21 protein-coding genes and 1 tRNA gene are annotated in these 23526 nt (G+C 70.6%); 6 read left to right on the top strand and 16 right to left on the bottom strand.

Annotation, left to right across the window (positions count from 1 at the left end; translation table 11 throughout):
- Positions 1 to 3: 3 nt before the first annotated feature.
- Together CSIV_RS14975 and CSIV_RS14980 are read right to left on the bottom strand one after the other, a co-directional pair.
- Positions 4 to 471, bottom strand: coding sequence for a RidA family protein (locus CSIV_RS14975; protein WP_077052145.1), 468 nt, complete (start codon positions 469 to 471; stop codon positions 4 to 6).
- Entirely contained in the window at positions 468 to 686 is a 219-nt protein-coding gene (locus CSIV_RS14980; RefSeq protein ID WP_077052697.1) for a hypothetical protein, read from the bottom strand. Before CSIV_RS14980 ends, CSIV_RS14975 begins: the two co-directional genes overlap by 4 nt.
- 109 nt (positions 687 to 795) lie before the next feature.
- Here CSIV_RS14980 and CSIV_RS14985 point away from each other — a divergent pair, with 109 nt between their 5' ends.
- From CSIV_RS14985 to CSIV_RS15005, 5 genes are all read left to right on the top strand, one after another.
- A complete protein-coding gene (locus tag CSIV_RS14985) occupies positions 796 to 3513 on the top strand; it encodes a transglycosylase domain-containing protein (protein WP_077052146.1) in 2718 nt (905 codons plus the stop codon).
- A complete protein-coding gene (locus CSIV_RS14990) occupies positions 3510 to 4433 on the top strand; it encodes a metallophosphoesterase (RefSeq protein ID WP_083735164.1) in 924 nt (307 codons plus the stop codon). The genes CSIV_RS14985 and CSIV_RS14990 overlap by 4 nt, the downstream gene beginning before the upstream one ends.
- Before the next feature lie 114 nt (positions 4434 to 4547).
- A complete protein-coding gene (locus CSIV_RS14995) occupies positions 4548 to 6059 on the top strand; it encodes a hypothetical protein (RefSeq protein ID WP_139340727.1) in 1512 nt (503 codons plus the stop codon).
- Between the two features lie 108 nt (positions 6060 to 6167).
- Positions 6168 to 6241, top strand: a tRNA-Pro gene (locus tag CSIV_RS15000).
- A 76-nt stretch (positions 6242 to 6317) separates the two neighbouring features.
- Positions 6318 to 7091, top strand: a complete 774-nt coding sequence (locus CSIV_RS15005; RefSeq protein ID WP_077052148.1) for an HAD-IIB family hydrolase — start codon at positions 6318 to 6320, stop codon at positions 7089 to 7091.
- 67 nt (positions 7092 to 7158) lie between these two features.
- Here the strand turns inward: CSIV_RS15005 and CSIV_RS15010 are convergent, their stop codons facing one another.
- The 8 genes from CSIV_RS15010 to CSIV_RS15045 form a co-directional block, all read right to left on the bottom strand.
- Positions 7159 to 7980: a siderophore-interacting protein gene (locus CSIV_RS15010; protein ID WP_077052149.1), complete on the bottom strand. Its 822-nt coding sequence runs from the start codon at positions 7978 to 7980 to the stop codon at positions 7159 to 7161.
- On the bottom strand, positions 7977 to 8714 hold the full coding sequence (locus CSIV_RS15015) for a FadR/GntR family transcriptional regulator (RefSeq protein ID WP_077052150.1): 738 nt from the start codon (positions 8712 to 8714) through the stop codon (positions 7977 to 7979). Before CSIV_RS15015 ends, CSIV_RS15010 begins: the two co-directional genes overlap by 4 nt.
- 62 nt (positions 8715 to 8776) lie before the next feature.
- Positions 8777 to 9805 (bottom strand): UDP-glucose 4-epimerase GalE, encoded by a 1029-nt coding sequence (gene galE, locus CSIV_RS15020; protein WP_077052151.1) that lies wholly within the window; start codon positions 9803 to 9805, stop codon positions 8777 to 8779.
- A 40-nt stretch (positions 9806 to 9845) separates the two neighbouring features.
- Positions 9846 to 10451: a thymidine kinase gene (locus CSIV_RS15025; RefSeq protein ID WP_077052152.1), complete on the bottom strand. Its 606-nt coding sequence runs from the start codon at positions 10449 to 10451 to the stop codon at positions 9846 to 9848.
- Positions 10452 to 10458: 7 nt separating this feature from the next.
- Entirely contained in the window at positions 10459 to 11931 is a 1473-nt protein-coding gene (locus tag CSIV_RS15030; protein ID WP_077052153.1) for a malate:quinone oxidoreductase, read from the bottom strand.
- A 102-nt stretch (positions 11932 to 12033) separates the two neighbouring features.
- The gene (locus tag CSIV_RS15035) at positions 12034 to 13104 is read right to left on the bottom strand and encodes an aspartate-semialdehyde dehydrogenase (protein ID WP_077052154.1); all 1071 of its coding nucleotides are present in this window, start codon (positions 13102 to 13104) and stop codon (positions 12034 to 12036) included.
- A gap of 200 nt (positions 13105 to 13304) precedes the next feature.
- Positions 13305 to 13886: a DM13 domain-containing protein gene (locus CSIV_RS15040; RefSeq protein WP_139340728.1), complete on the bottom strand. Its 582-nt coding sequence runs from the start codon at positions 13884 to 13886 to the stop codon at positions 13305 to 13307.
- A 57-nt stretch (positions 13887 to 13943) separates the two neighbouring features.
- Positions 13944 to 15230, bottom strand: coding sequence for an aspartate kinase (locus tag CSIV_RS15045; RefSeq protein ID WP_077052155.1), 1287 nt, complete (start codon positions 15228 to 15230; stop codon positions 13944 to 13946).
- A 172-nt stretch (positions 15231 to 15402) separates the two neighbouring features.
- Between CSIV_RS15045 and CSIV_RS15050 the strand changes: the two genes are divergently transcribed.
- Entirely contained in the window at positions 15403 to 16800 is a 1398-nt protein-coding gene (locus tag CSIV_RS15050; protein ID WP_077052156.1) for a threonine/serine ThrE exporter family protein, read from the top strand.
- A 28-nt stretch (positions 16801 to 16828) separates the two neighbouring features.
- Here the strand turns inward: CSIV_RS15050 and CSIV_RS15055 are convergent, their stop codons facing one another.
- The 6 genes from CSIV_RS15055 to CSIV_RS15080 all read right to left on the bottom strand — a co-directional run bounded on the left by CSIV_RS15055 (position 16829) and on the right by CSIV_RS15080 (position 23480).
- Complete coding sequence (locus CSIV_RS15055) at positions 16829 to 17647, bottom strand: LmeA family phospholipid-binding protein (protein WP_077052157.1); 819 nt, start codon at positions 17645 to 17647, stop codon at positions 16829 to 16831.
- Positions 17648 to 17682: 35 nt separating this feature from the next.
- A complete protein-coding gene (locus tag CSIV_RS15060) occupies positions 17683 to 19380 on the bottom strand; it encodes a phosphate ABC transporter substrate-binding protein PstS (protein WP_077052158.1) in 1698 nt (565 codons plus the stop codon).
- Positions 19377 to 20150, bottom strand: a complete 774-nt coding sequence (locus CSIV_RS15065) for a phosphate ABC transporter ATP-binding protein (RefSeq protein WP_237488701.1) — start codon at positions 20148 to 20150, stop codon at positions 19377 to 19379. Before CSIV_RS15065 ends, CSIV_RS15060 begins: the two co-directional genes overlap by 4 nt.
- A gap of 488 nt (positions 20151 to 20638) precedes the next feature.
- Positions 20639 to 21595 carry a sortase gene (locus CSIV_RS15070; RefSeq protein WP_077052159.1) on the bottom strand — a complete coding sequence of 319 codons (957 nt, stop codon included), beginning with the start codon at positions 21593 to 21595 and terminating at the stop codon, positions 20639 to 20641.
- The gene (locus CSIV_RS18475; protein ID WP_077052160.1) at positions 21592 to 22377 is read right to left on the bottom strand and encodes a hypothetical protein; all 786 of its coding nucleotides are present in this window, start codon (positions 22375 to 22377) and stop codon (positions 21592 to 21594) included. Before CSIV_RS18475 ends, CSIV_RS15070 begins: the two co-directional genes overlap by 4 nt.
- Complete coding sequence (locus CSIV_RS15080; RefSeq protein WP_077052161.1) at positions 22374 to 23480, bottom strand: hypothetical protein; 1107 nt, start codon at positions 23478 to 23480, stop codon at positions 22374 to 22376. The genes CSIV_RS18475 and CSIV_RS15080 overlap by 4 nt, the downstream gene beginning before the upstream one ends.
- Between the last annotated feature and the right edge of the window lie 46 nt (positions 23481 to 23526).

Here is a 23526-nt window from a genome sequence, read left to right on the forward strand (position 1 = left end):
CGGTCAGGCGACGGTGAAGACGACCTCGACCTCGACCGGGCTGTCCAGCGGAAGCACCGGGACGCCGACCGCGGAGCGGGCGTGCGCACCGGCGTCACCGAACACCTCGCCGAGGAACTCGCTCGCCCCGTTGATGACGCCCGGCTGACCGGTGAACTCGGGCACGGATGCCACGAAGCCCGTGATCTTGAGGACACCGGTGAGGTTGTCGACGCCGCCGACGAGCGACGCGGCCGCGGCGAGGGCATTGAGCGCGCTCTGCCGCGCGTAGGTCTTGGCATCCGCGGGGGACACGAGTCCGTCGCCCTCGCCGACCTTGCCGGTCGCGGGGAGCGCGCCCTGCACCATCGGAAGCTGGCCGGAGGTGTACACGAGGTCGCCGTGACGCTTCGCCGGGATGTAGGCCGCGACGGGCGGGACGACACCGGGCACCTCGACACCGAGCGCCGCCAGGCGCTCCGAGACGCTCACTCCTGGCCCTCGAACTGGCGAGCGGCGGTGGCGGCGGCACCGAGGCCGGCGTTGGCCTCCCCGCCACCCACGGGACGCTTGAAGTACGCCACGAGGCCACCCTCGGGGCCGGTCACGACCTGGACGAGCTCCCACCCCTGCTTGCCCCAGTTGTTGAGGATGGCAGCGGTGTTGTGGATCAGCAGCGGCGTGGTGAGGTATTCCCACGTGGTCATCGGGGCTCCCGGCGGGTCGGCTCGGCGGTCGAGCGAGAGGGTGGACGCGTACGCGCGCGAGCGCACGCCTTCAAGGCATCGCCCAGCAACGTCGCTTAGCATCAAGCCTATGCCTGAGAACAAACGTACGGCCAGCGGCGCCCTCGGGGGCATCGTCGGTCTCGTCGGCCTGAGCGCAGCCGCCGGCCTCCTCGTGACCGCGGCCGTCACCCCGGCGATCGCCGTTTCGGGCCTGGCGGCGTCGAGCGCGATCACGATCTTCGACAACATGCCGAGCTACCTCCAGCCCGACAAGCTCATGCTGCCGACGACGCTCATGGCCGGCGACCAGGTGCTCGCGAAGTTCTACGACCAGAACCGTTCGCCGGTGACCTTCGACCAGGTCAACCCGGTCATGTACGACGCGATCCTCTCGTCGGAAGACCCCCGCTACTACCAGCACGGCGGCGTCGACCTCATCGGCACGACGCGCGCGCTCCTCAGCAACGCGGCCGGCGGCGCGACGCAGGGTGGGTCCTCGATCAGCCAGCAGTACGTGAAGAACGTGCTCGTGCAGCGATGCGAGCGCAGCGCCAAGGCCACCGACGCCGTCGAGGCGACCGACACCACCCCTGCCATCCCCGCGATGACGCGGGACGAGGCGCTGCAGAAGTGCGCACTCGAGGCGATCCAGGCCGACGGCGTCGAGGGCTACCAGCGCAAGCTGCAGGAGATGCGCTACGCGGTGCAGCTCGAGAAGCAGTACACGAAGGACGAGATCCTCCTCGGCTACCTGAACATCGCCAACTTCGGTGGCGTGACGTACGGCATCGACGCCGCCGCCAAGAGGTACTTCAACGTGTCGGCCGCCGATCTGAACATCGGTCAGGCCGCGGTCCTCGCCGGCATGGTGCAGAACCCCAACCGTTTCCGCATCGACCTGTCGGGTGGCTCGATCGTGGATGCCGACGGCGTCGCGTACAACAAGGCGGCCGACGGCTCGATCGACGACGTGGAGCAGAGCACCATCCAGGCGCTCTACACGCTGCGCGACAACGGCGAGATCACGCAGGAGCAGCTGGTCGCCGCGGCCGACGGGTACAGCGAGACGAAGGGGCGTCAGCTGTACGTCCTCAGCCGCATGGAGGACGACGGCAAGATCACGCACGAGCAGTTCGTCCAGTACGCGCTCGAGCCGATCACCCCGAACCTCACGTCGACCTCGCAGGGGTGCGCGGTGTCGGCGGCACCCTACTTCTGCCAGCTCGTCGTGGCCACGATCCTGAGCGACCCCGCCTTCGGCGCCGAGGACGACGATCGTGTCCAGGCGCTGCGTCAGGACGGACTCACCATCCAGACGACGCTCGACCTGCGGATGCAGGAGGCGGCGCAGAACGCCATGAACAACGTCGTGCCGTCCAGTGACGACAGGCTGAAGCTCGGGTCGACCGCGCTCAGCCTGGAAGCGAAGACCGGGCGCGTTCTGGCTGTCGCGCAGAACACGAAGTTCCCCGAGGATCCGACGCAGTCGGAGAACGATCCGTCCTACAGCTCGATCGTGTTCGCCGGCAACAGCGAGCTCGGCGGCTCCATCGGCTTCAATGCCGGATCGACCTTCAAGATCTTCACCCTGGTCGACTGGCTTGAGAAGGGGAACTCCCTCAACGCACAGTTGAACGGGCGTCTCCAGCCCGTGCCGAACATGAAGAACTCGTGCACGGGTCCCTGGGTCAACACCGACCGGTACCAGATCGAGAACTTCGATCAGAATCCGGGTTACTACGGCACACCCCTGCGCTTCACGAAGGAGTCGTTGAACACCGGCTACCTGGCGATGGCCGCGCAGCTCGACCTCTGCGACATCGCCAACGTCGCGAAGAAGATGGGCGTCGGCACCACCGGCGACGGCAAGCCGATCACGATGGAGAACGCCAACGAGGTCATCGGTAGCGACAACGTCTCGCCCCTGGCCATGGCCGGCGCCTTCGCCACGGTCGCCAACGGCGGGTCGCACTGCCAGCCGAAGCTGATCGACAAGGTGACGGATGCCGACGGCGCGGAGCGTCCGATCCCCGATCGCACCTGCGAGACCGTGCTGACCCCCGACGTCGCCGCCACCGCCGCCTACGCCCTGCAGGGCGTCATGAGCAGCGGCGGCACGGGCCAGACCGCCAACCCCCAGGACGGCACTGCTGTGCTGGGCAAGACCGGTACGCACGAGGCCCACGAGACGTGGATGATCGAGTCGTCCACCAACGTCACGACCGCGGTCTGGGTCGGCAACTGGGACGGTGGCAGGGAGACGCTGTTCCGGAAGTACGCCAACGGGTACCAGCTGAGCGACATGCGCTACGCGGTCGCCCGCCAGGTGCAGAGTGCGGCCGACGAGTTCTACGGCGGAGACCGGTTCCCCGACCCCGCGCAGAACCTCTTGCGCACGGTGACCAAGGACGTGCCGAACGTCGTGGGGCGCAGTATCGACGAGGCCCGGTCGACGCTGCAGAGCGCCGGCTTCTCCGTGACGGTGGGCGACCCGGTCGACGCAGAGTTCGGTGGCGACCGCGTGGCCGAGCAGAACCCCAGCGGCTCCGCTCCCGCCGGCGCGACGATCACCATCAGCCCCGGCAACGGCCAGGGCGGAACCGTGCCGGACGTCTCCGGCCAGAACCTCAACGCGGCCCAGTCCGCTCTGAAGTCGGCCGGATACAACAACCTGTCGGTGAGCTGCAAGGACGACAGTGGGGCACCCGACGAGGGTCGTGTCACGGCAACCAACCCCGCCGGCGGCACCTCGGCGAACAAGAGCACCGCGATCGTGCTCGACGTCGTGAAGAAGAAGTGCCAGTGACGCGTCCCGTCGTGACGGCCGCCCTCGCGCCCCTCGGGGTCGCGGGGGCGGCCGCTGTCGGCGCCGCGGTCTGGGGCATGGGCGTCGAGCGGTATCTGTTCACCGTCCGCTACCACGCGGTGCGCGTGCTCCCGAAGGGCGCGGATGCCGTGCGCGTCCTGCACGTCTCCGACGCGCACATGGCTCCCTGGCAGCATCGCAAGCAGGAGTGGATGGCACGGCTCGTCGAGCTCGCGCCCGACCTGGTCGTGAACACCGGCGACAACCTCGGCCACCGCGACGGGCTCAGCGGCATCCGCACCGCTTTCGCCCCGCTGCGCGGTGTGCCCGGGCTGGTGGTCCACGGGTCGAACGACTACCAGGAGCCCGCGCCGCGCAATCCGCTGCGGTACTTCACGGGGCCTTCGGGGAGCGTGCCCGACCACAAGCACCTCGACATCGACGCGCTCGATCGTTTCTTCACCGACGACCTCGGTTGGAGCATCCTCGACGACACCGCCGTGTCCCTCGACGTGAAGGGTCTTCGCCTCACCGCGTTCGGGGTCGACGACGCCCACCGCAACTGGGACAAGCCCGAGCTCATCCCGCCGGTCCTGTCGACCCTGGATGCCGCCGATCTGACCCTCGGCGTGATGCACGCCCCCTACCGACGGACGCTCGACCGCTTCGTCGATCTCGGCGCCGACGTGCTGCTGGCCGGCCACACGCACGGGGGCCAGGTACGCGTCCCCTTCAGCCGGAAAGCGCTCGTCTCGAACTGCGACCTTCCGCTCGACCAGGCGCGCGGGCTCAGCGAGTGGTCGCACGGCGGCCGGACCGTTCCCCTGAACGTCAGCGCCGGGCTCGGGCACTCCATCTACGCACCGGTGCGGTTCGCCTGTCGACCCGAGGCCACGCTGCTCACGCTGCTGCCGCGCTGACGCCTTCTCCCCCGTCGCCGAAAGGGTCGATCCATCCACGGATCGGCCCTTTCGCACGTCGCGCGAACGCGCCCGGATCGCATGATCGAGTCTCCTCGACCGAAGGGACACTCGATGCATCACCCTCCTCCCCCGCGCCGCCGTCTTCTGCGCACCGCGCTCACCCTCGCTCTGATCGCCGTCGGCGTCGCGACCGTTCCCGTCCTCGCCACCGCGCCCGCCCACGCCGCCGAACAGGGAACGGGGTTCGGCACGTGGGCTCCGCTGTCGTGGACCGGTTGGCACGGGTCCATGCGGGTCGGCGACGTCCACACGTACTGCATCCACCCCGGGCTCCCCGTGGCGACGGGGACGACCACCGACAATGGCGAGACATCCGACGTGAACGGTCTCACCCCGCAACAGCTCGTGTCGATCAACCACCTCGTGACGACCTACGGGCAGACCGACGACCCGGTGCAGGCCGCCGGCGTCGGCTGGGCGGTGAAGGCGATCGTCGACCGTGACACGACACTGCACTCGTGGGGGTACGAGGGCGACTCGCTGCGCGAGGCGATCGACGGCATCATGCGCCGCGCCAGCCCGGAGAACAGTGCCGCCGTGCAGGATCGCGCCGAACGGTACCTCGCCGAAGCGGCGACGATCCGGGTCCCGCGCGTGGGCGGAGCCCTCCTGCTGACGGTCGACGACGACGATCCGACGCGCGGAACCGTCACCGCGGACGTCGACCCGGATGCCACCGGCGGTGTCCACCTCGACGGAGCGGTCTTCGCCGACACCGGGTCGGCCGATCGCACCGCGGTGACTCCGGGCACGTCGTACCCGATCCTCGCCTCCCCGCCCGCGAACTCCGACGGGCGCCCCTACACGGTGCGCGCACGCGGCGCCTTCACCGTGCGCGCGGCCGCCATCCGCTACTTCAGCACCCCCGGGCAGCAGGAGTCGGCCGGCCCCGCCGCCCCGGTGCGCTTCGACCTCACCGCGGAGGACGCGGCGGCGCGCCCCGTGCGCTTCTCGCCGCGCATCCAGACGCACGCGCGCCTCGAGAACGGCCGGTTCGTCGACGAGGTGCTGTTCTCCTCCGGAGAGGGCGTCTGGCCCCGGCGGGCCGACGGCACGTTCGTGACGATCCGCGCGCGCGCCGACCTCTACCGGACCGGGGCCTTCCCCGCCGAGTCCCCCGAGGTCCCCGGCGGCCTGCAGCCCATCGGGCACCTCGAGCTGACCACCGATCCGACCCGGGGTGCCGGGACCTACACCGCCACCACCGACGAGCCGCTCCCCGGGCCGGGCGTCTACACGGCCGTGTGGCGCATCGAACGCGCGGATCAGGATGCCGCGACGGTCCCCCATCTTCCCGGACGTTTCGCCTGGGTCGAACGGTTCGCCACGCCGGCACAGACCCAGCAGCTGGTCGCCCCTCCGCCGTCCGCCCCCTCCCCGGCTCCCACGGCGACTCCGGCGGTCGCCCCACCTGCCCCGCTGACACCGCCGGCCGCGTCCCTCGCGATGACGGGGGTGAGCCCAACGGGGCTGGCCGCGAGCGGAACCGTCGCCGCCGCTGCTCTGGCCGCCGGGGTCGCCGCCCTCGTCGTGGCACGTCGTCGAGGGACCGCCCGCGTCTGAGACGGGTGCGACGGGTGTCGGGCGGGCGGGGAAGTCCCGGCGACGCGCCCGCCCGACGCCCCGGTTCGAAGCACGGCCGCGAACGGGGTAGACTTACAGGGTTGGCCACGGGGTGTGGCGCAGCTTGGTAGCGCGCGTCGTTCGGGACGACGAGGCCGCAGGTTCAAATCCTGTCACCCCGACCGCAGAGAGGCTCCACCATCAGGTGGAGCCTCTCGTGTACCGAGATACCGCCTTCACCCCGCCCTCAGGAGCCTCGTGTCCGATACCTCGCCCCGTCTCGTCGCCTTCGACCTCGACGACACCCTCGCGCCGTCCAAGACCGCGATCGACCCGCGCATGGGTGATCTGCTGCTGGCGCTCGCCGACCGCGTCGAGGTGGCGATCATCTCGGGCGGACAGCTGCAGCAGTTCAAGTCCCAGGTCGTCGAGCGCCTGCCCGAAACCGACTCGGGGCTGCTGTCGCACCTGCACCTCATGCCGACGTGCGGCACGCAGTACTACCGCCTGAGCACCGACGGCATCGACACGGTCTACGCGCACTCGCTGACCGACGACGAGAAGTCGCGCGCGCTCACCGCCGTTCGCGAAGAGGCCGAGCGCCTGGGTCTGTGGGAGGCCGAGCCCTGGGGCGAGATCCTCGAGGACCGCGGCTCGCAGATCACGTTCTCCGCCCTCGGTCAGAGCGCTCCGCTCGAGGCCAAGATGGCCTGGGACCCGACCGGCGAGAAGAAGAACAGTCTGCGCGAGGCCGTCGCCGCCCGCATCCCCGACCTGGAGGTGCGCTCGGGCGGATCGACGTCGGTCGACATCACCCACCGCGGCATCGACAAGGCCTACGGCATGCGCAAGCTCGCCGAGGCCACCGGAATCGACCTCGACGACATGCTGTTCGTCGGCGACCGTCTCGACCCCGACGGCAACGACTACCCGGTGCTCGCGATGGGCGTCGAGTGCCACGCGGTGCACGGCTGGGAAGACACCGCCGACTACCTCGACGCGCTCATCCCCACCCTGCCCGAGCGCGCCTGACGCCCGCGACCGTCGGTCTGACGCGCGCGTAGCCCGCGCGCCGACGACCTGCGGCGAGCCACGGGGGTCAGAGGATCTTGCCGATCGGCTCGCGCTTCTCGGCCTGGAAACGGTCCTCGGTGCGGCCGTACGCCCAGTAGCCCGACAGGGACACCTGCGACCGGTCGAGCGCCCACACGGTGAAGAACACGTCGCGCAGGGCCTTCATCGACTCGCGCTCGCCGTGCGCGAAGACGTGTCCGCGACCGTCGGGCACCGTCCACGCCGCGACGGCCTCGACCAGCACGCGCGACGTCCCCGGCACCGCGTCGCCGCGGTGCAGCCACACGATCTCGACGCCGTCGGGGGCGACGAGCGCGATCTCGTCGGCGGGACCGGCCGTCTCGAGGAACGCCATACCGCGCGCGTCCGCGGCCAGCGATTCCAGCGCCGACGCGATGGCCGGCAGCGCCGACTCGTCTCCGGCGAACAGGTGCCAGGATGCCGCGGGGTCGGGGGCGTACGCGCCGCCCGGCGAGGCGACCACGAGCCGGTCCCCCGGCTGGGCCCGGGCCGCCCACGGCCCCGCGAGCCCCTCGTCGCCGTGGACGACGAAGTCGATCGCCAGTTCGTCGCCCACGACCTCCCGCACGGTGTACGTGCGCGTCACCGGCAGATCCTCGGAGGCGAGGGTCTCGCGCAGCGCCGCCAGGTCGTACGGCGGCTGCAGACCGAGCTCGGGCTTGACGAAGGTGATCTTCACGTACCGGTCGGTGTACGGGCTCTCGCGGAACGCGGTCAGATCTGCGCCGCGTGCGCGCACCCGCACCAGGTGCGGCGTCAGCCGCTCGGTCGAGACCACCTCGAGCACGTGCTGAGGGCGCGGAGGCCGCGCGGGCCGGTCGTTCAAGCGGCATCCACTCCGTTCATCTCAGGACGGACGCCCAACACGTCCGCGACCTCGGCCGAGTACCCGGCGATGTGAGCCCGGACCCGTTCACGCGCCGCGGCGCCGTCACCCGCCTCGACGGCGGCGACGATCCCGCGATGCTCGGTGCGCAGCCGCTCCGACGTCGACTCCCAGTCGACCAGGAGTGCGGCCCCGGCCTGCGTGTACGACTCGATCGAGCTGCGCAACCCCGCCATCATCGCCGCGACCACCGCGTTGCCCGACGCCTCCGCGAGCGCCTGGTGGAAGCGCGCGTCCAGGGCGAGGAACTCGTGACGGTCGAGGCCGGCGGCATCCATGGCATCCAGGATGCCGACGATCTCGGCGAGGTCGGGCGCGCTGCCCGCGAGGGTCTCGACGACGTCGGATTCGAGAACGATGCGGGTGCGCACGACATCGGTGAGCGGGAACCCGCTGGCCGCGACCTGCAGGCGGAGGAACGCGGCGAGTCCGCCCCGCGGCGTGGTCACGATCATCGCGCCCGAGGAGGGTCCCGACCCCGTGGCGGTGCGCACGACGCCGAGGACTTCCAGAACGCGGATGGCCTCGCGGACGCTGGACCGGCCGACACCGAGCTGGGCGGCGAGTTCGCGCTCCGGGGTCAGGCGATCACCCGGGGCGAGGCGCCCCTCGCGCAGGTCCGCTTCGACGCGTTCCAGCACCACCTGCCACGCGCGCAGTCCGGAATCCGGCACGGCATCCCTCCCGACGACCGCAGGCCGCTGTGGCCTGACCACACAACCTTACGCGGAAGGACTCAGGCGTCGGCCGGGGTCGCGTACCCTGCGGGGTTGCGGGTCTGCCAGTTCCAGTAGTCGCGGCACGCGTCATCGATGCCCAGTCGGGTCCGCCAGCCGAGCACCTCCGCCGCCTTCGTGGGGTCGCAGTACGTCGCCGCGACATCTCCGGGACGGCGGCCGAGGATCTTCTTGGGAAGCTCGCGTCCGACCGCCTTCTCGAAGGAGGCGACGAGTTCGAGCACGCTCACCGGACGCCCGGTGCCGAGGTTGAAGACCTGGTGACCCGGCTGGGCCTGCTCGAGGGCGACCACGTGGCCCTCGGCAAGGTCGACCACGTGGATGTAGTCCCGCAGGCCCGTGCCGTCGGGAGTGTCGTAGTCGTCGCCGAACACGCCGATCTCGTCGAGCGTGCCGATCGCGACGCGCGAGACGAACGGCATGAGGTTGTTCGGGATGCCGGCGGGGTCTTCGCCGATGAGACCGGACGGGTGCGCGCCCACCGGGTTGAAGTACCGCAGCACCGTGACGTTCAGATCGGGGTTCACGCGGGCGACGTCCGCGAGCACGACCTCGTTCATGCGCTTGGACTTGCTGTAGGCGTTGGAGAGGTCGATGCTCGTGGTCGACTCCTCCGTGAACGGCAGGTCGGCCGGGTCGGAGTAGACCGTCCCCGTGCTCGAGAACACGAACGAGCGGATGCCGCGGGCGATGCCGACCCGCAGGAGCGCGAACGTCGTGTCGAGGTTGTTGGAGTAGTACTCGAGCGGTTTCTGCGTGGACTCCCCCACGGCCTTGAAGGCTGCCAGGTGGATGATCGCGTCGATCGGGCCGTACTGGTCGAACACGGCGGTGACGACCGCGTCGTCCGCGGCGTCGCCCACGACGAGCGGGGCCGACTTGCCGGTGATCTTCTCGACCCGCTCGGCGGCGACCGCGTGGGTGCCCGACAGGTCGTCGAGCAGGACGACGTCGTGGCCCGACTCCAGCAGGGCGACGGCCGTGTGTGTTCCGATGTAACCGGCACCGCCGGCCAGAAGTACGCGCATGCGTCCAGGCTATCGGCCGCGGCCCGCCGGTGCCGCCGCGTCAGCGACCGTCGAGCCGCCCACCGGACTCGCGCAGGTAGCAGGTCGCGCACATCGACTCGTACGTCACTTCACCCGAGATCTGCGCCTCGTCGATCGCCACCTGGTCGCCGTCGAAGACGAAGCGCCCGCCGATCAGACGGGCGTTGAACACCGCTTTGCGCCCGCACCGGCAGATGGTCTTGAGCTCCTCCAGGCTGTGCGCGATCTCGAGCAGACGCGCCGACCCCGGGAACGCCTCGGTGCGGAAGTCCGTGCGGATGCCATAGGCGAGCACGGGGATGCCGTCGAGCACCGCGATCCGCAGCAGATCGTCCACCTGGCCCGCGGTGAAGAACTGCGCCTCGTCGACGAGGAGGCAGGCGACCGGCGCCTTCCCGGCCGCCTCGTGGAACACTGCGCGCAGGTCGTCGTCATGTCCGACGAGGAAGTCGACCGGTCGGCTGACCCCCAACCGGCTGTCGATCTGGTCGGCGCCCTTGGTGTCGATCTCGGGCTTCGCGAGCAGCACCCGCTGTCCGCGCTCCTCGTAGTTGTACGCCGCCTGCAGCAGCGCCGTCGACTTGCCGGAGTTCATCGCTCCGTAGCGGAAGTACAGCTTCGCCATGTACGCGTCAGGCGTTGATCGCGAGCGCCTGGGCCGTGGCATCCAGTTCGGCGCGCGCCGCGTCGGGACGCGTGTTCAGCGTCTCGCCGTAGCTGGGGATGAGCTGCCGCAGGCGCGGCTCCCACTCGGGCATGCGCTCGGGGAAGCAGGTCTTGATGAGCCCCAGCATGATCGAGACGGCCGTCGACGCGCCCGGCGAGGCGCCGAGCAGACCCGCGATCGAGTGGTCGGCGGAGGTGACGACCTCGGTGCCGAACTGCAGCACGCCGCCCTTGTCCTTGTCGCGCTTCATGACCTGGGCGCGCTGACCGGCGTCGAGGAGTTCCCAATCCTCGGCCCGGGCCGTGGGCATGAACTCGCGGAGGCTGTCGACCTTCTTCGCGTGGGTCTTCAGCAGCTCGCTGACGAGGTACTTGATCAGACCCGGGTTGTCGACGGCGACCTTGAGCATCGGGAACAGGTTGTGCGGACGCACCTGGGTGACGATGTCGAGCATCGACCCGTTCTTGAGGAACTTGGGGCTGAAGGTCGCGAACGGACCGAACAGGAGGGAGGTCTCACCGTCGACGACACGGGTGTCGAGGTGCGGCACCGACATCGGCGGAGCGCCCACCGACGCCTGCGAGTACACCTTGGCCTTGTGCTGCGCGACGATCGCGGGGTTGGAGGTCTTCAGCCACTGCCCGCCGATCGGGAACACGCCGTAGCCCTTGATCTCGTCGATGCCGGAGCGCTGCAGGAGCTTGAGCGCCCAGCCGCCGGCGCCGACGAAGACGAACTTGGCCGTGATCGAGCCGGGGGTGTGGCCGATCGTGTGGCGGTAGGTCACGTCCCACCGGCCGTCCTTGCGCTTCTTCAGCTTCTTGACCTCGTGGTTGGTGACGACCTCGACGCCCTTCTCGCGGAGCCCCGCGAAGAGCTGGCGCGTGAGCGACCCGAAGTCGACGTCGGTGCCCGCGGGCACGCGCGTGGCGGCGAACGGCTCGCCCTTGCGACGCTTCTGCATCAGCAGCGGCGCCCACTGGTTGATGACGCGGGAGTCCTCGCTGTACTCGATTCCGGCGAACAGCGGCTGCTGCTTCAGCACCTCGTAGCGCTTGCGGAGGTACGCGACGTCCTTCTCGCCCCGCACGAACGTCATGTGCGGGGTGGGGTTGATGAAGGTCGAGGGCTCGTCGAGGACACCCTCGGACACCAGCGACGCCCAGAACTGGCGGCTCTGCTGGAACTGCTCGTTGATCGCGACGGCCTTCGACGGGTCGAGCGCGCCCTTCGGATTGTCGGGCATGTAGTTGAGCTCGCAGAGCGCCGCGTGACCGGTGCCGGCGTTGTTCCACGCGTTCGAGCTCTCCTGCGCGACGTCGCTCAGTCGCTCCAGCACCGCGATCTTCAGGTCGGGCTGGAGATCCTTCAGCATCGTGCCGAGGGTGGCGGACATGATGCCGCCTCCGATGAGGAGAACGTCGACGTTTTCGGTCACCCGTCGATTCTAGGTGCGGGCTGCGAGGTGTCTCGACATCGAGAGATTCGACGGTTCGATATCGAGACAACCCCGGGCCCCGGCATCCGGATGCCGGAGAGGTCAGGCGTGCGCGGAAAGCTTCTGCGCGACGAGCTCGGCGATCTGCACGGCGTTGAGCGCCGCGCCCTTGCGGAGGTTGTCGTTGCTGATGAACAGCACGAGCCCCTTGCCCTCCGGAGCGGACTGGTCGGCGCGGATGCGACCGACGTAGCTCGGGTCGGTGCCGGCAGCCTGGAGCGGCGTCGGGACCTCTTCGAGACGGACCCCGGGGGCGTCGGCGAGCAGCTCGCGCGCGCGCTCGGGCGTGAGGTCGCGAGCGAACTCGGCGTTGATGCTCAGCGAGTGACCGGTGAAGACCGGGACGCGCACGCACGTGCCGGCGACGCGGAGGTCGGGGAGCTCGAGGATCTTGCGGCTCTCGTTGCGGAGCTTCTTCTCTTCGTCGGTCTCGTTGAGTCCGTCGTCGACGAGGTTGCCCGCGAACGGGATGACATCGAACGCGATCGGGGCGACGTACTTCTCGGGCTGCGGGAAATCGAGCGCCGAGCCGTCGCGGACGAGGCGCTCGACCTCGCCCTGGGCCAGCACGCCCTCGACCTGACCGAGCAGCTCCCGGGCGCCGGCGAGACCCGATCCCGAGACGGCCTGGTACGTGCTGACGATGAGGCGCTCGAGACCGGCCTCGGCGTCGAGCACCTTCAGCACCGGCATCGCGGCCATGGTGGTGCAGTTGGGGTTCGCGACGATGCCCTTCCGGGCCTCGGCGATCGCGTGCGGGTTGACCTCGCTCACGACGAGCGGGACCTCGGGGTCCATGCGCCAGGCGCTGGAGTTGTCGATGACCAGGGCGCCCGCCTCGGCGAAGCGCGGGGCGTGCGCACGCGACCCGGTGGCGCCGGCCGAGAACAGGGCCACGTCGATGCCCGAGGGGTCGGCGGTGGCGACGTCTTCGACGATGACCGAGTGGCCGCCGAAATCGAGCGACGTGCCCGCCGAGCGAGCCGTGGCGAACAGGCGCAGCTCCCGGATCGGGAACGACCGCTCCGCGAGGATCTCGAGCATGACGGTGCCGACCTGGCCGGTGGCGCCGACGACGGCGAGGGAGATTCCGGAATCGGAGATGCGGGTCATGCGAGGTCCTCGGTGGTTCGGGTGGTGGATGCCGCGAACGCGGCGTTCGGGTCAGGGTAGCGCGAGAGACGGTGGGGATGCCGACGGCGGGGACCCGGCGCAGGAAGAATGACGGTTCCGCAGGGGTGCACGGCCGGAATCCGTCGCGGGCGAGGCTGCGCGCCGGAAAACTCCTTCGTCGTGATGCGCGCCCCGAGTGGTCAGTTCAGCGCCGCCGCGCCGAACGAGACGCCGAAGCGCTCGCACCACAGATCGACCGTGCGGAACGTCGACAGATCGACGTCGGCGGGGATGTCGTACAGCTGGTCGCCGAGGTTGCCGCGGAGGGGACCGAGGTCGACGTGGTCGTACGACGCTGCCGTGTACCACCCGTCGCGTCCTTCGACCACCGGCCCGGCGCTGAGCCACACGTGCACGTCGGGCCCGTTCGACGTCGCGAGTCCGACGAGGGCCAGCTGGCGGGTGCCGTCGGGGTTCTCGATGATGCGGACCGACCCCGACGTCTCGTGCTCATGGCTGATCAGCGACCCGGCAGCGAGGTCCCTCGGACCGGCGGGCGGAGCGGGGGTCGCGTCCTCGGTCGCAGGGTCGGCCATCTCCACCGGCTCCATGACGGCCGACGTCGTCGCCTGCGGTGACGGGATGCGATCGGCGACGCGCACATCGACGAACAGCAGCCACGGCTGGAAGAGGAGTCCGGCCACGAGGAGGACGGCTGCGGCACCCGCGGCGCCGATGATCCAGACGGCCTTCCGTCGCCGCGACACCCGATTCCGCGCCATCGCCGTCTCCGTTCGTCGGGGCGAGGCTAGACCGAGTGGCTGGAGAAGGACTGCGAGTCAGCGCCCGGTGCCGGCGTGGACGGTCGCCTCGTCGTCGCCGTCGAGACCGTACGCGGTGTGCACGAGGCGCGCGGCTTCGGCGAGGTCGACTCCCCGCACGACGACGGAGATGCGGATCTCGGAGGTCGAGATCATCTCGATGTTGACGCCCGCCAGGCTCAGCGCCTCGAACAGGGTCGCCGAGACGCCCGAGTGCGTGCGCATGCCCGCACCGACCACGGAGAGCTTGCCGATCTGGTCGTCGTGCACGAGGCTCTCGAACCCGACCTCGGACTGCTCACCGGCGAGCGCCTTCAGCGCGGTCGTGGCATCGGTCTTCGGCAGGGTGAAGGAGATGTCGGTGCGGCCGGTGGCGGCGGCGGAGACGTTCTGCACGATCATGTCGACGTTCGCGCCGGACTTCGCGACGATCTTGAAGATGTCGGCGGCCTTGCCGGGGACGTCGGGCACGCCGATGACGGTGATCTTCGCCTGGCTGAGGTCGGTGGCGACGCCGGCGACGATGGGCTCTTCCATGGTGGCTCCCTCGGGGACGAGCGGGGACTTCTTCGAGGCGTCGAGCACCCAGGTGCCCTCGCCCGAGCTGAACGTGGACCGGGCGTGGATGAGCACCCCGTGGCGGCGCGCGTATTCGACCGCGCGGATGTAGAGGACCTTCGCGCCGTTGGCGGCGAGCTCCAGCATCTCCTCGCTGCCGACGCGGTCGAGCTTGCGGGCCAGCGGCACGACGCGCGGGTCGGCGGTGAAGATGCCGTCGACGTCGCTGTAGATCTCGCACACGTCGGCGTTCAGCGCGGCGGCGAGCGCGACGGCGGTGGTGTCGGAGCCGCCGCGGCCGAGCGTGGTGATGTCGCGGGTGTCGCGGTTGAACCCCTGGAAGCCGGCGACGATGACGATCGCGCCCTCGTCGAGCGCTTCGCGCAGCCGCACGGGCGTGACGTCGACGATGCGGGCCGCGCCGTGGGTGGCATCCGTGATCATGCCCGCCTGGCTGCCGGTGAAGGACCGCGCCTCGAAGCCCATCGAGTGGATCGCCATGGCCAGCAGCGCCATCGAGATGCGCTCCCCGCTGGAGAGGAGCATGTCGAGCTCGCGCGGCGCGGGGATCGGAGCGACTTGACCTGCGAGGTCGAGCAGCTCGTCGGTGGTGTCGCCCATCGCGCTCACCGCGACGACGACCTCGTGGCCGGCGCGACGGGTGTCGACGATGCGCTTGGCGACGCGCTTGATGCTCTCGGCGTCGGCGACGGACGAACCGCCGTACTTCTGGACGATCAGCGCCATAAGAGGAACTCCCGGGAGGGTCGGGCGTCGGGATGCCACGACGGGGCGCTCGGATGCCACGCCCGAGGGTTCATCTTAGAGGCGCCCGCATGCCGTCGACGTCATGCGGCGGGCATCGAGGCGTGCGCGGATAGGATCATGGCGTTCCACCCCTCCCCCGAGAGCGACCCGGATGCCCCCCACCCCCGCTCGATGGCTGTCCTCGTTGCGTCGTCTGGTCCACGCCGAGGACGCCCTCGCCCCCGAGACCCAGCTCATCGCCGTCATCGACGCGACGCTGGCCACCCGAATTCTGGATCTCGCCATCCGCATCGGCGAGACGATGCTCGTCGTCGGTGCGTCGGCGAGCGATGTGACCGCGACGATCGTGCGAGTGAGCCGCGCGTACGGTCTGGACCCGGTGCACGTCGACGTCACCTACAACTCCGTCACGATCGCGCACAGCCTGCCGGGCGCCGCGCATCCCACCACGCTCCTGCGGGTGGTGCGCGGATCGGTCCCGGATCACGCCAAGCTGCAGCGCCTCCAGGCGCTGGTGGCGGACATCACCGACGGCCTCGACCTCGACGCGGCGATCTCCCGGTGCCGCGCGATCCGGCGTCTGCCGTTCCGGTACCGCCCCGCGGCCATCATCGTCGCGCAGGCGACGCTCGCGCTCGGCGTCGCCGTGATGTTCGGGGCGAACTGGCTCGCTCTCGTGCTGTCGTTCACGGCCGCGGCCCTGGCGGCGTTGACGCAGCACCTGCTGGCGAAGGCCCGCGTGCCGTACTTCTTCGCGCAGATCGCCGGCGGATTCGTCCTGACCGTCGTCGCCGCCCTGTCCCCGCTGCTGCGCTACACCGGACTCGATGCCGCAGAGACGATCCGTCCGTCGGTGATCGTGGCATCCGGGATCGTCCTGATGCTCGCCGGACTCACCGTGGTCGGGGCGGCCCAGGATGCCATCGACGGCTTCGCCCTCACCGCCACGGGGCGCATCCTCGAGCTCACGACGCAGACGCTCGGCGTGGTGCTCGGGATCCTGGCGGGGCTGGAGACCGTCCGGGTGCTCGGGCTCGGGATGTCGCCGCCGTCCATGGCGCTGCCGCTCGGACCGCTCCCCCTGCAGTTCACGGGCGCGGCGATCATCGCCGTGGCGGTGGCGATCTACAACGGCGCGGGCATGCGCATCGTGCTCGTGAGCGCGGGCCTCAGCCTGGTCGCGTGGGTCGGGTACACGGGCGCGTCGGCCATCGGGTTCGAGGTGGCCGCGGCCAGCGGCGTGGGGGCGTTCGTCGGCAGCTTCGTGGGCATCGTGGTGGCGTACCGGCTGCACGTGCCGTCGGTCGCCGTCACGACCGCGGCGATCCTGCCGATGGTCCCGGGGGCGGCGGTGTTCCGCGGGCTCCTCGGCGTCGTCGAATCCGGCGAGGATGCCGCGGTGCTCATGACCGGCGTCACGACGCTCGCGGGCGCCGCGACGATCGGCATCGCCCTCGCCGTCGGCGCCTCCCTGGGCATCTACCTCGGTCAGCCGGTGCGCGCGACCCTGTCGGGGGTCGTGCGATCGCGGGCGCGGGCGCGGCGGTAGCGGGCCCGATGCCCCGGCATCGGGGCGATCAGGGGCAGGAGCCGGGCGCCCGCCCCTCGGCGGTGTCGGATGCGGCCAGGTCGACGTCGAACTCCATGCGCAACTGCTGGTCGGTCACGCGCACGTCGCGGGGATGCAGGAAGCTCGGCATCGTCTCGGCGACGCACGCGGGAGCGGGCTGCAGCGTCGAGAGATCGATGCCCGCCTGCGCGGCGACCTCGTCGAGGGACAGGGTCTTGTCGCCGACCGTGAGGGAGGAGAACGCCGCGCTGACCTTCCCGTTCTCGAAATGCGGCGTCACGGCCGCACTCACCGTCACGGGGGTCGTCCCGGCCAGGACGGAACCGCTCACGACCATGTCGCCATCGGAGAAGCCGACCCTCATCTCGCCCTGCGCGTCCGCCGGGAGGAGGAGCGCCGTGGCCTGAGCCGCTGTGAGGGTGACCGCGCCGGAGACCTTGTCGGCCAAGATGGCATCGTCGACCCGCCGAGCCCCCTCGATCGTCATCGTCAGATCCGCGTTCGCCCGTCCGGTGGGGAAGCTGTAGACCGTGACCCCGATGCGGTCGTAGCGCCCGACGAGCTCCTGCAGCAGGACGGATCCCGCGATGTCGACCTGGATGCGCTCGCTCGCGGGGGCGTCCAGCCGGGCGCGGACCTCCTCGACGCCGATCCGCTGGACCTCGGCCCGCGCGACCGTCTCCGCGATCACGCCCAGGGAGGCCACCAGGATCAGCAGGAGGCCGGCGAGGGCGACGATCAGCAGCCCCCACCGCGGGCGCGCGGGTTCGGGGTCCTCCGTCTCCGGCGGCCGCGGCAGCACGTCGGTCTGGTCGAGGTGGGTCATGCGCCGTGCCTTCTCCGTTGCATCCGTGGTCCGGGTCAGAGCCCGATGAGCGTGAGCGTCACCGTGGAGCGGTAGCGACCCACCGCGGCATCCCGGGGGATGCGCAGACTCAGATCGGCGTCGAAGGTCGCGCCGACGAGCGTGGTGGTCGTGCCCGGCTCGCCGGTGGCGAGGATCATCGGGTAGACCGCCTGGCCCGCCTCCTGACCGTCCGCGATCGACACGCCGTCCTGATGCGTGGTCTCGTGAGGCGTGATCCCCAGGAAGGTCGACGAGACCCTCGCCGCCTGGTCGTCGATCCCGACGAAGTCGCCGACCGAGAACTGCAGGCTCCAGCCCCCGAGGCGATTGCGGTCGTCGACGACGCTGAAGCGACCGAGGGAGCGGGCGACCTCTCCACCCCCGCGTCCCAGGTCGCCGAAATCGATCGACGTCGAGGTGGGCGCGGTGAGTTGGAAGAGATCGGATGCCGTCACGGTGGCGGACACGTTCACCCCGTCGACCTCGTCGGCGCGGGGTGCGGGTCCGGGATGCCGGTCGCTCTCCGGCGGCATCGGCGCGGTGCGCAGAAGAAGGTTGTCGCTCGCGGTGTCACCGGGGGCGAACGTCGGGTTCCGGCATCCGTCCAGGTCGATCGTGCCGGAAGATCCCGGGATCCGGGAGACCCCGTCCGCCACGATCCGGGCGAGTGGCAGCGGCAGGGCGCCGTACCCGAGGCCCGGCAGCTCCTGCTGCCCCTCGCAGGCCGCGTACTGCACGAACCGGGCGAGGGTGCGACCCTTCTCGGCGGTGAAGATCCTGTTGGTCGCGGTCGGCGCGATCAGATAGGACACCGACGAGATCGGGTACGCGCGGGGGTCGAGACTGCGGTGCACGCGCCTCAGATCGAGGGTTCCGTCCGGGCCCGGTGTCGCAGCCAGGAGCGCGATCGACGCCGCGGCCGGAGTCGGTGCGACGTAGTACCCGGCGTCGTTGAGCACCTTGACGACGGGGAGACCGGCATTCGCCGCGTACGACGCTTCGACATAGGTGATCGCGCCTCGACCGTAGTCCTGCGAGACGTATCCGGCGACGCCGAGCGAGCCGTTCTGCGCCCGGAACGAGTCGTTGATGTGCGGGAAGACCGACCGCATCCCGGACGTCCAGATGCTCGGATAGCGGTCGGCCATCCATCCGGTCAGCTGAGCACTCGAACCGGAGCCGTCCGCCCGCACGACCGGCGTGATCGCCTGATCGGGCATCGTCAGCGCCGGGTTGTCCGCCTGGATCTCGGGGTCGTTCCACCGCGTGATCCGCCCCGCGAAGATCCCGGCGACGACGGCACCCGACAGACGCAGATCGGTCACGCGGTGACCGTCGATCCAGAGGTTGTACGCGAGCGCCGTGCCGCCGGCGAGCAGGGGCAGGTACTCGTACGGCGGCATCCCCGCCTCGGGGGTCGGGCTCTCGGACGTCGCCTCGGTCTGGAACGGGACGTCGCTGACCGCGAAGTCGACCGTCTGGGCGATGAAGTCCCTCCGCCCGGCCGACGAACCGGTGCCGGAGTAGTTGACGGTGATCCCGTCCGTCCGAGCGACGTCTCTCCGCCACACGTCCAGACCGTTCTGCCCCCATGTCGAGCCGGAACCGGAGAGGGGGACGAAGGACTCGGCCGCCTGCGCGGGAGCCGGCACCGCCAGAGCCGTGACGATCGCCGTGACCAGGAGGAGCGCCCCCCGCACCCCGCGGATCATCCGAATCGACCGTTCACGTAATCGTAGGTCCGCGGGTCGATCGGCGAATCGAACATCGCCTCGGTGTCGCCGTGCTCGACGATGTGGCCGGGCTGACCCTGGGATGCCAGGAAGAACGCGCACTGCTGCGACACGCGCTGCGCCTGCTGCATGTTGTGGGTGACGATGACGATCGTCAGCTCCTTCTGCAGCTCCCCCATCGTCTCCTCGATCACGCGGGTCGAGGTCGGGTCGAGCGCGGAGCACGGCTCGTCCATGAGCAGCACCTTGGGCTTGATCGCGAGCGACCGGGCGATGCACAGACGCTGCTGCTGTCCGCCGGAGAGACCGCCGCCGGGCGCTCGCAGGCGGTCCTTCACCTCTTTCCACAGGCCCGCCGAGGTGAGCGAGCGCTCGACGAGGTAGTCCTTCTCGTCGCGCGAGGCGCGCATGCCGGTGAGCTTCAGTCCCGCGATGACGTTGTCGTAGATCGACATGGCCGGGAACGGGTTCGGCTTCTGGAACACCATGCCGATGTGCTTGCGCGCGTCGATCAGGCGGTGCCCCGAGTCGTAGATGTCGTCGCCGTCCAGCCGCACCTCGCCGGCGAGGGAGGCCGACGGCACCAGCTCGTGCATGCGGTTGAGGATGCGCAGGAACGTCGACTTGCCGCAGCCGGAGGGGCCGATCAGCGCGGTGACCTGGCCCGCGGGCATCGTCAGCGAGACGTCGAGGAGCACCTGATGGTCGCCGAACCACGCCGAGATGGAGCGGGCGTCGAGCTCGGACAGGTCGGGGGCGTCCGCCAGGAGTCGATCGGCCTCGGCGAGGCGCTCGGCCGTCGCCGACGCCCCGCCCAGCAGCGACACCGACGACGCCCGCACCGATGCCCCCGACACCGTGTAGCCCGCCGACGTCGTGGCGTACGCGCCGGCGGTCGGTGACGCGGGGTCGGGCGCACCGGGGGCGGGGATGACGCTCGTGACGTCGTCGGCACCGGCCGCGGGGACCTCCGCCCCGCGACGACCGAAGAACGCGCCGCGGCGCGCGCGCCGGTGGGAGATGCCGAGGCCCGCGCGCGTGGCATCCGGGGTCGGCTCCGCGACGGGGGCGACCGTCGTGACCTCGCCCGCCGAAGCGGACTCCAGGTCCTGCAGAACGGCGACGTCGTCGGCGCTCAGCACGTCGGTCATGAACGGGTCGGCGGTGTCATCGCCCGAGGGAGCGGCAGCGCCCTCGAGATCGGGATCGCGGCGGTCGGTCATGTTCGGCTTTCGGGTCAGAGGAGGTTCGGGAGGAGTCGGATCAGCTGGTCCGAGACGAACACGCTCGCCAGCAGCAGGACGGGGGCGAAGACGATCCACGTCTTCTGCCACCCGACGCGGCGGTACGCCCAGACGGCCAGGAGCTCGGCGACGACGAGGAACTGGAGGGCGAAGACCAGCGCCCACACCGTGGTGACGTCCGTCGCCATCGCCTTGGCCTGCGGGGGCAGCGACATGGATGTCGTCTGACGGGCACCGGTCGCCTTCGCGTCACCGGTGGCCCTGGCATCCACGTAGACGACGCCGGTCGGCAGGTACGGAGCCCCGCGCGCGGCCATGAGGATCAGACGGCTCTCGCCGCGCACCGGCGCGGGAGGAGTCGGATCGCCCGCGTAGCGCACGCCCAGCACTTCGAACGTCTGCTCGCCCTGCCCCGTGCGCACGGTGAAGTCCTCGCCCGGTTGCAGGGTCTGGATGCTGCGGAACGGCCCGCCGAACGCGGCGGTCCGGCCCATGATGACGCTGACCCCCGCCTGCCCCGGCAGCACGGTGTCGCGACGGTGACCGGGACCCCCCATGAGGACGCCCGAGGTCGTCCCCTCCGCCACCACCTCGTCGATGCCGAGCTGCGGGATCGAGAGCAGGGCGACGGGCGCCCCGTCGTCGAGCAGGTGATCCTCGAAGTCGCCCTCGCTGACCGGCGCGGTTCCCGCCGACAGCTGTGCCCGGAAGGTGTCGCGCAACTCCTGCTGCGACGCGAAATGCGTGATGTGACTCACCAGCAGCACGTTTCCGAGGAACACCAGGATCAGCACCGAGATCGACACCAGCGTCCCGCGCAGGAACACCTGCACCGGTGTCAGCGGCGCGTACTGGGGACGGCGCCGCGGGGGGCGACGCGGAGGCTTCGGCGGGCGCGGCGGGAGGGGGCGCGTCGGCGCTTCGGCGGCGCGGTCTTCCTGGAGGGTCATGTCGTGGCCGCCACGGGGACCGGGGGCAGAGCATCGCGGACGACCCGCACCGTCACCCACGCGATCGCGACGATGACGAGGATCGCGAGGATCAGCCACGGGAACAGCAGGAAGAACCCGTCGCGCGTGACCGGCGACAGCGCGGTGCCGTCGACGGACTCCGGCGGGGTCAACGTCACGTGCCCCGTGAGCAGCGTCCACTGGCCGGCCCCGTGCAACGACGCGGACACGACGCGGGTCTCGCCGGGCTGGAGCGCGGTGATCGCCACGTCACTGGTGGTGTCGAGGCGGTTGGAGAACAGGGCCCCGTCGATGGAGAACTCCGCCGTCGCGTCGATGACGGACGTGGAGGCGTTGCGGACGGTGAACCAGAGGTCGACGGTGCCGTCGGCGGGATTCACGGACGGAGCCGTGGACCCGTTCAGGCCTCCGACGTAGAGCATCCCGGCGACGCTCACCTCCCCCGCGGTGTTGGTCTGCGGCTGCGTCGTCCCGCCGCCCGTCCCGCCCGCGCTGCCGCCGGAGCCGGACGTGGTCCCGCCCGACGACCCCCCGACGGACGACCCGGTGCCCGATGACCCCGAGCCCGAGGTCGAACCGGTGGGTCCCGTCGACGTGCTCGCCGTCGGCGTCGGCGTGGATCCGTCGGTGATCGTCACGGAGAGCGGGGTCCCGGCATCCTGATCGTCGGCCGCGACCGCCGGGGCCGCCGCGCCCACCACCGAGGCGAGCAGCACGGCGGCGACGACGAGACGCGGTGCGACCGAACGGCTGGGTCTCACGACGATCCCGACTTCGCGGCGCCCGCGAGGCCCTCGGCTTCGGCGGCCGTCGCCCGCTCCATGTAGTCGACCCACTCACGCGCACGCTCTTCGTCGCGGCGGCGGCGCCACCGCAGCAGCAGGAAGATCACCGCGGCCAGGGCGAGCAGGATCAGCAGCATCCACGGCACCCCGAAGGTCACGGTGTCACGGGTGATCGGTGAGACCGTGAGCTGCTGGGAGTTGTCGGGCGAGTCGACGAACGGGTTCAGCACGGTGGACGGGTTGAGGTACAACCACTGCCCGACCCCGCCGACGGTGAACTCGTACGTCGCGGTGTTGCCGGGAAGCAGCATCGGGATGCTGCCGCCCTGCAGACCCGTCGCGGGGATGCCGAACCAGGTCGCGACCCCGGAGGTGAGGTTCGCGGCGAGAGCCACGTTGCCCGGGTTCGAGACGGTGTAGTGCAGCTTCACGCTGCCGCTGAACGGGTTCCACCAGTCGCCCTCGTAGGACGCGTCGTAGCTCGTGATGCTCAGCGCCGGCTGGAGGTCGCCGGACACCCGGGCGAAGATCGACGTGGCGACGCGGCGGTCGACGCTGACCTGCTGCCCCTCCTCGACGACGGATGCCACGAGGCCACCGACGTGATCACCGGGGGTCGCGTCCGCGGGGAACGCGATCGTGAAGGACAGGAGCCGGACCTCGTCGGGCTCCAGCGAGAACTTGACGCGGTCGCTGCCGTCGTCGAAGCGCAGCCACGCACCGACCGCGGTGGGAGTGTCGGCGGTCGCCAGGAGCGAGAACGCGCCGTCGCCGCCGTTGAAGGCATCCGTGGCGTACACCGTGAAGTCCTGGCGTGCGGTGCCGGTGTTGCCGACGAGCACGCGGTCGGTGACCGTCTGCCCCGGGTCCGCGGTGTAGGTGAAGCGCGACCGACCATCGGGGCGACCGTCTTCGCCGGCGGGACGGGTGGCGACACCGACGGTGGCGGGGGTGGCGGCGGCATCGCCGTCATCGGCCCGCGCGGGGGCCGTGGGAGGAAGGAGGGCCAGCGTCGCCGCCAGGGCCAGCAGTGCGACGCCCAGAGCCGGGAGGCGGCGACGCGAGGTGAAGGAGAGCACGGTATATCTCCGCAGACTGCGGCGACGTAGGTATGTCGCGCGGGTG

This window comes from Microbacterium sp. CSI-V (assembly GCF_001984105.1).
Classification (GTDB): domain Bacteria; phylum Actinomycetota; class Actinomycetes; order Actinomycetales; family Microbacteriaceae; genus Microbacterium.

Excerpts from the sequence above, each read along its gene's own strand:
- CSIV_RS14985 (WP_077052146.1), top strand. The coding sequence starts at position 796 with ATGCCTGAGAACAAACGTACGGCCAGCGGCGCCCTCGGGGGCATCGTC.
- CSIV_RS15070 (WP_077052159.1), bottom strand. The coding sequence starts at position 21,595 with ATGACCCTCCAGGAAGACCGCGCCGCCGAAGCGCCGACGCGCCCCCTC.
- CSIV_RS15045 (WP_077052155.1), bottom strand. The coding sequence starts at position 15,230 with ATGGCGCTGATCGTCCAGAAGTACGGCGGTTCGTCCGTCGCCGACGCC.
- CSIV_RS15055 (WP_077052157.1), bottom strand. The coding sequence starts at position 17,647 with ATGACCCACCTCGACCAGACCGACGTGCTGCCGCGGCCGCCGGAGACG.
- CSIV_RS15060 (WP_077052158.1), bottom strand. The coding sequence starts at position 19,380 with ATGATCCGCGGGGTGCGGGGGGCGCTCCTCCTGGTCACGGCGATCGTC.
- CSIV_RS15050 (WP_077052156.1), top strand. The coding sequence starts at position 15,403 with ATGCCCCCCACCCCCGCTCGATGGCTGTCCTCGTTGCGTCGTCTGGTC.
- CSIV_RS14995 (WP_139340727.1), top strand. The coding sequence starts at position 4,548 with ATGCATCACCCTCCTCCCCCGCGCCGCCGTCTTCTGCGCACCGCGCTC.
- CSIV_RS14980 (WP_077052697.1), bottom strand. The coding sequence starts at position 686 with ATGACCACGTGGGAATACCTCACCACGCCGCTGCTGATCCACAACACC.
- CSIV_RS15035 (WP_077052154.1), bottom strand. The coding sequence starts at position 13,104 with ATGACCCGCATCTCCGATTCCGGAATCTCCCTCGCCGTCGTCGGCGCC.
- CSIV_RS15025 (WP_077052152.1), bottom strand. The coding sequence starts at position 10,451 with ATGGCGAAGCTGTACTTCCGCTACGGAGCGATGAACTCCGGCAAGTCG.
- CSIV_RS15040 (WP_139340728.1), bottom strand. The coding sequence starts at position 13,886 with ATGGCGCGGAATCGGGTGTCGCGGCGACGGAAGGCCGTCTGGATCATC.
- galE (WP_077052151.1), bottom strand. The coding sequence starts at position 9,805 with ATGCGCGTACTTCTGGCCGGCGGTGCCGGTTACATCGGAACACACACG.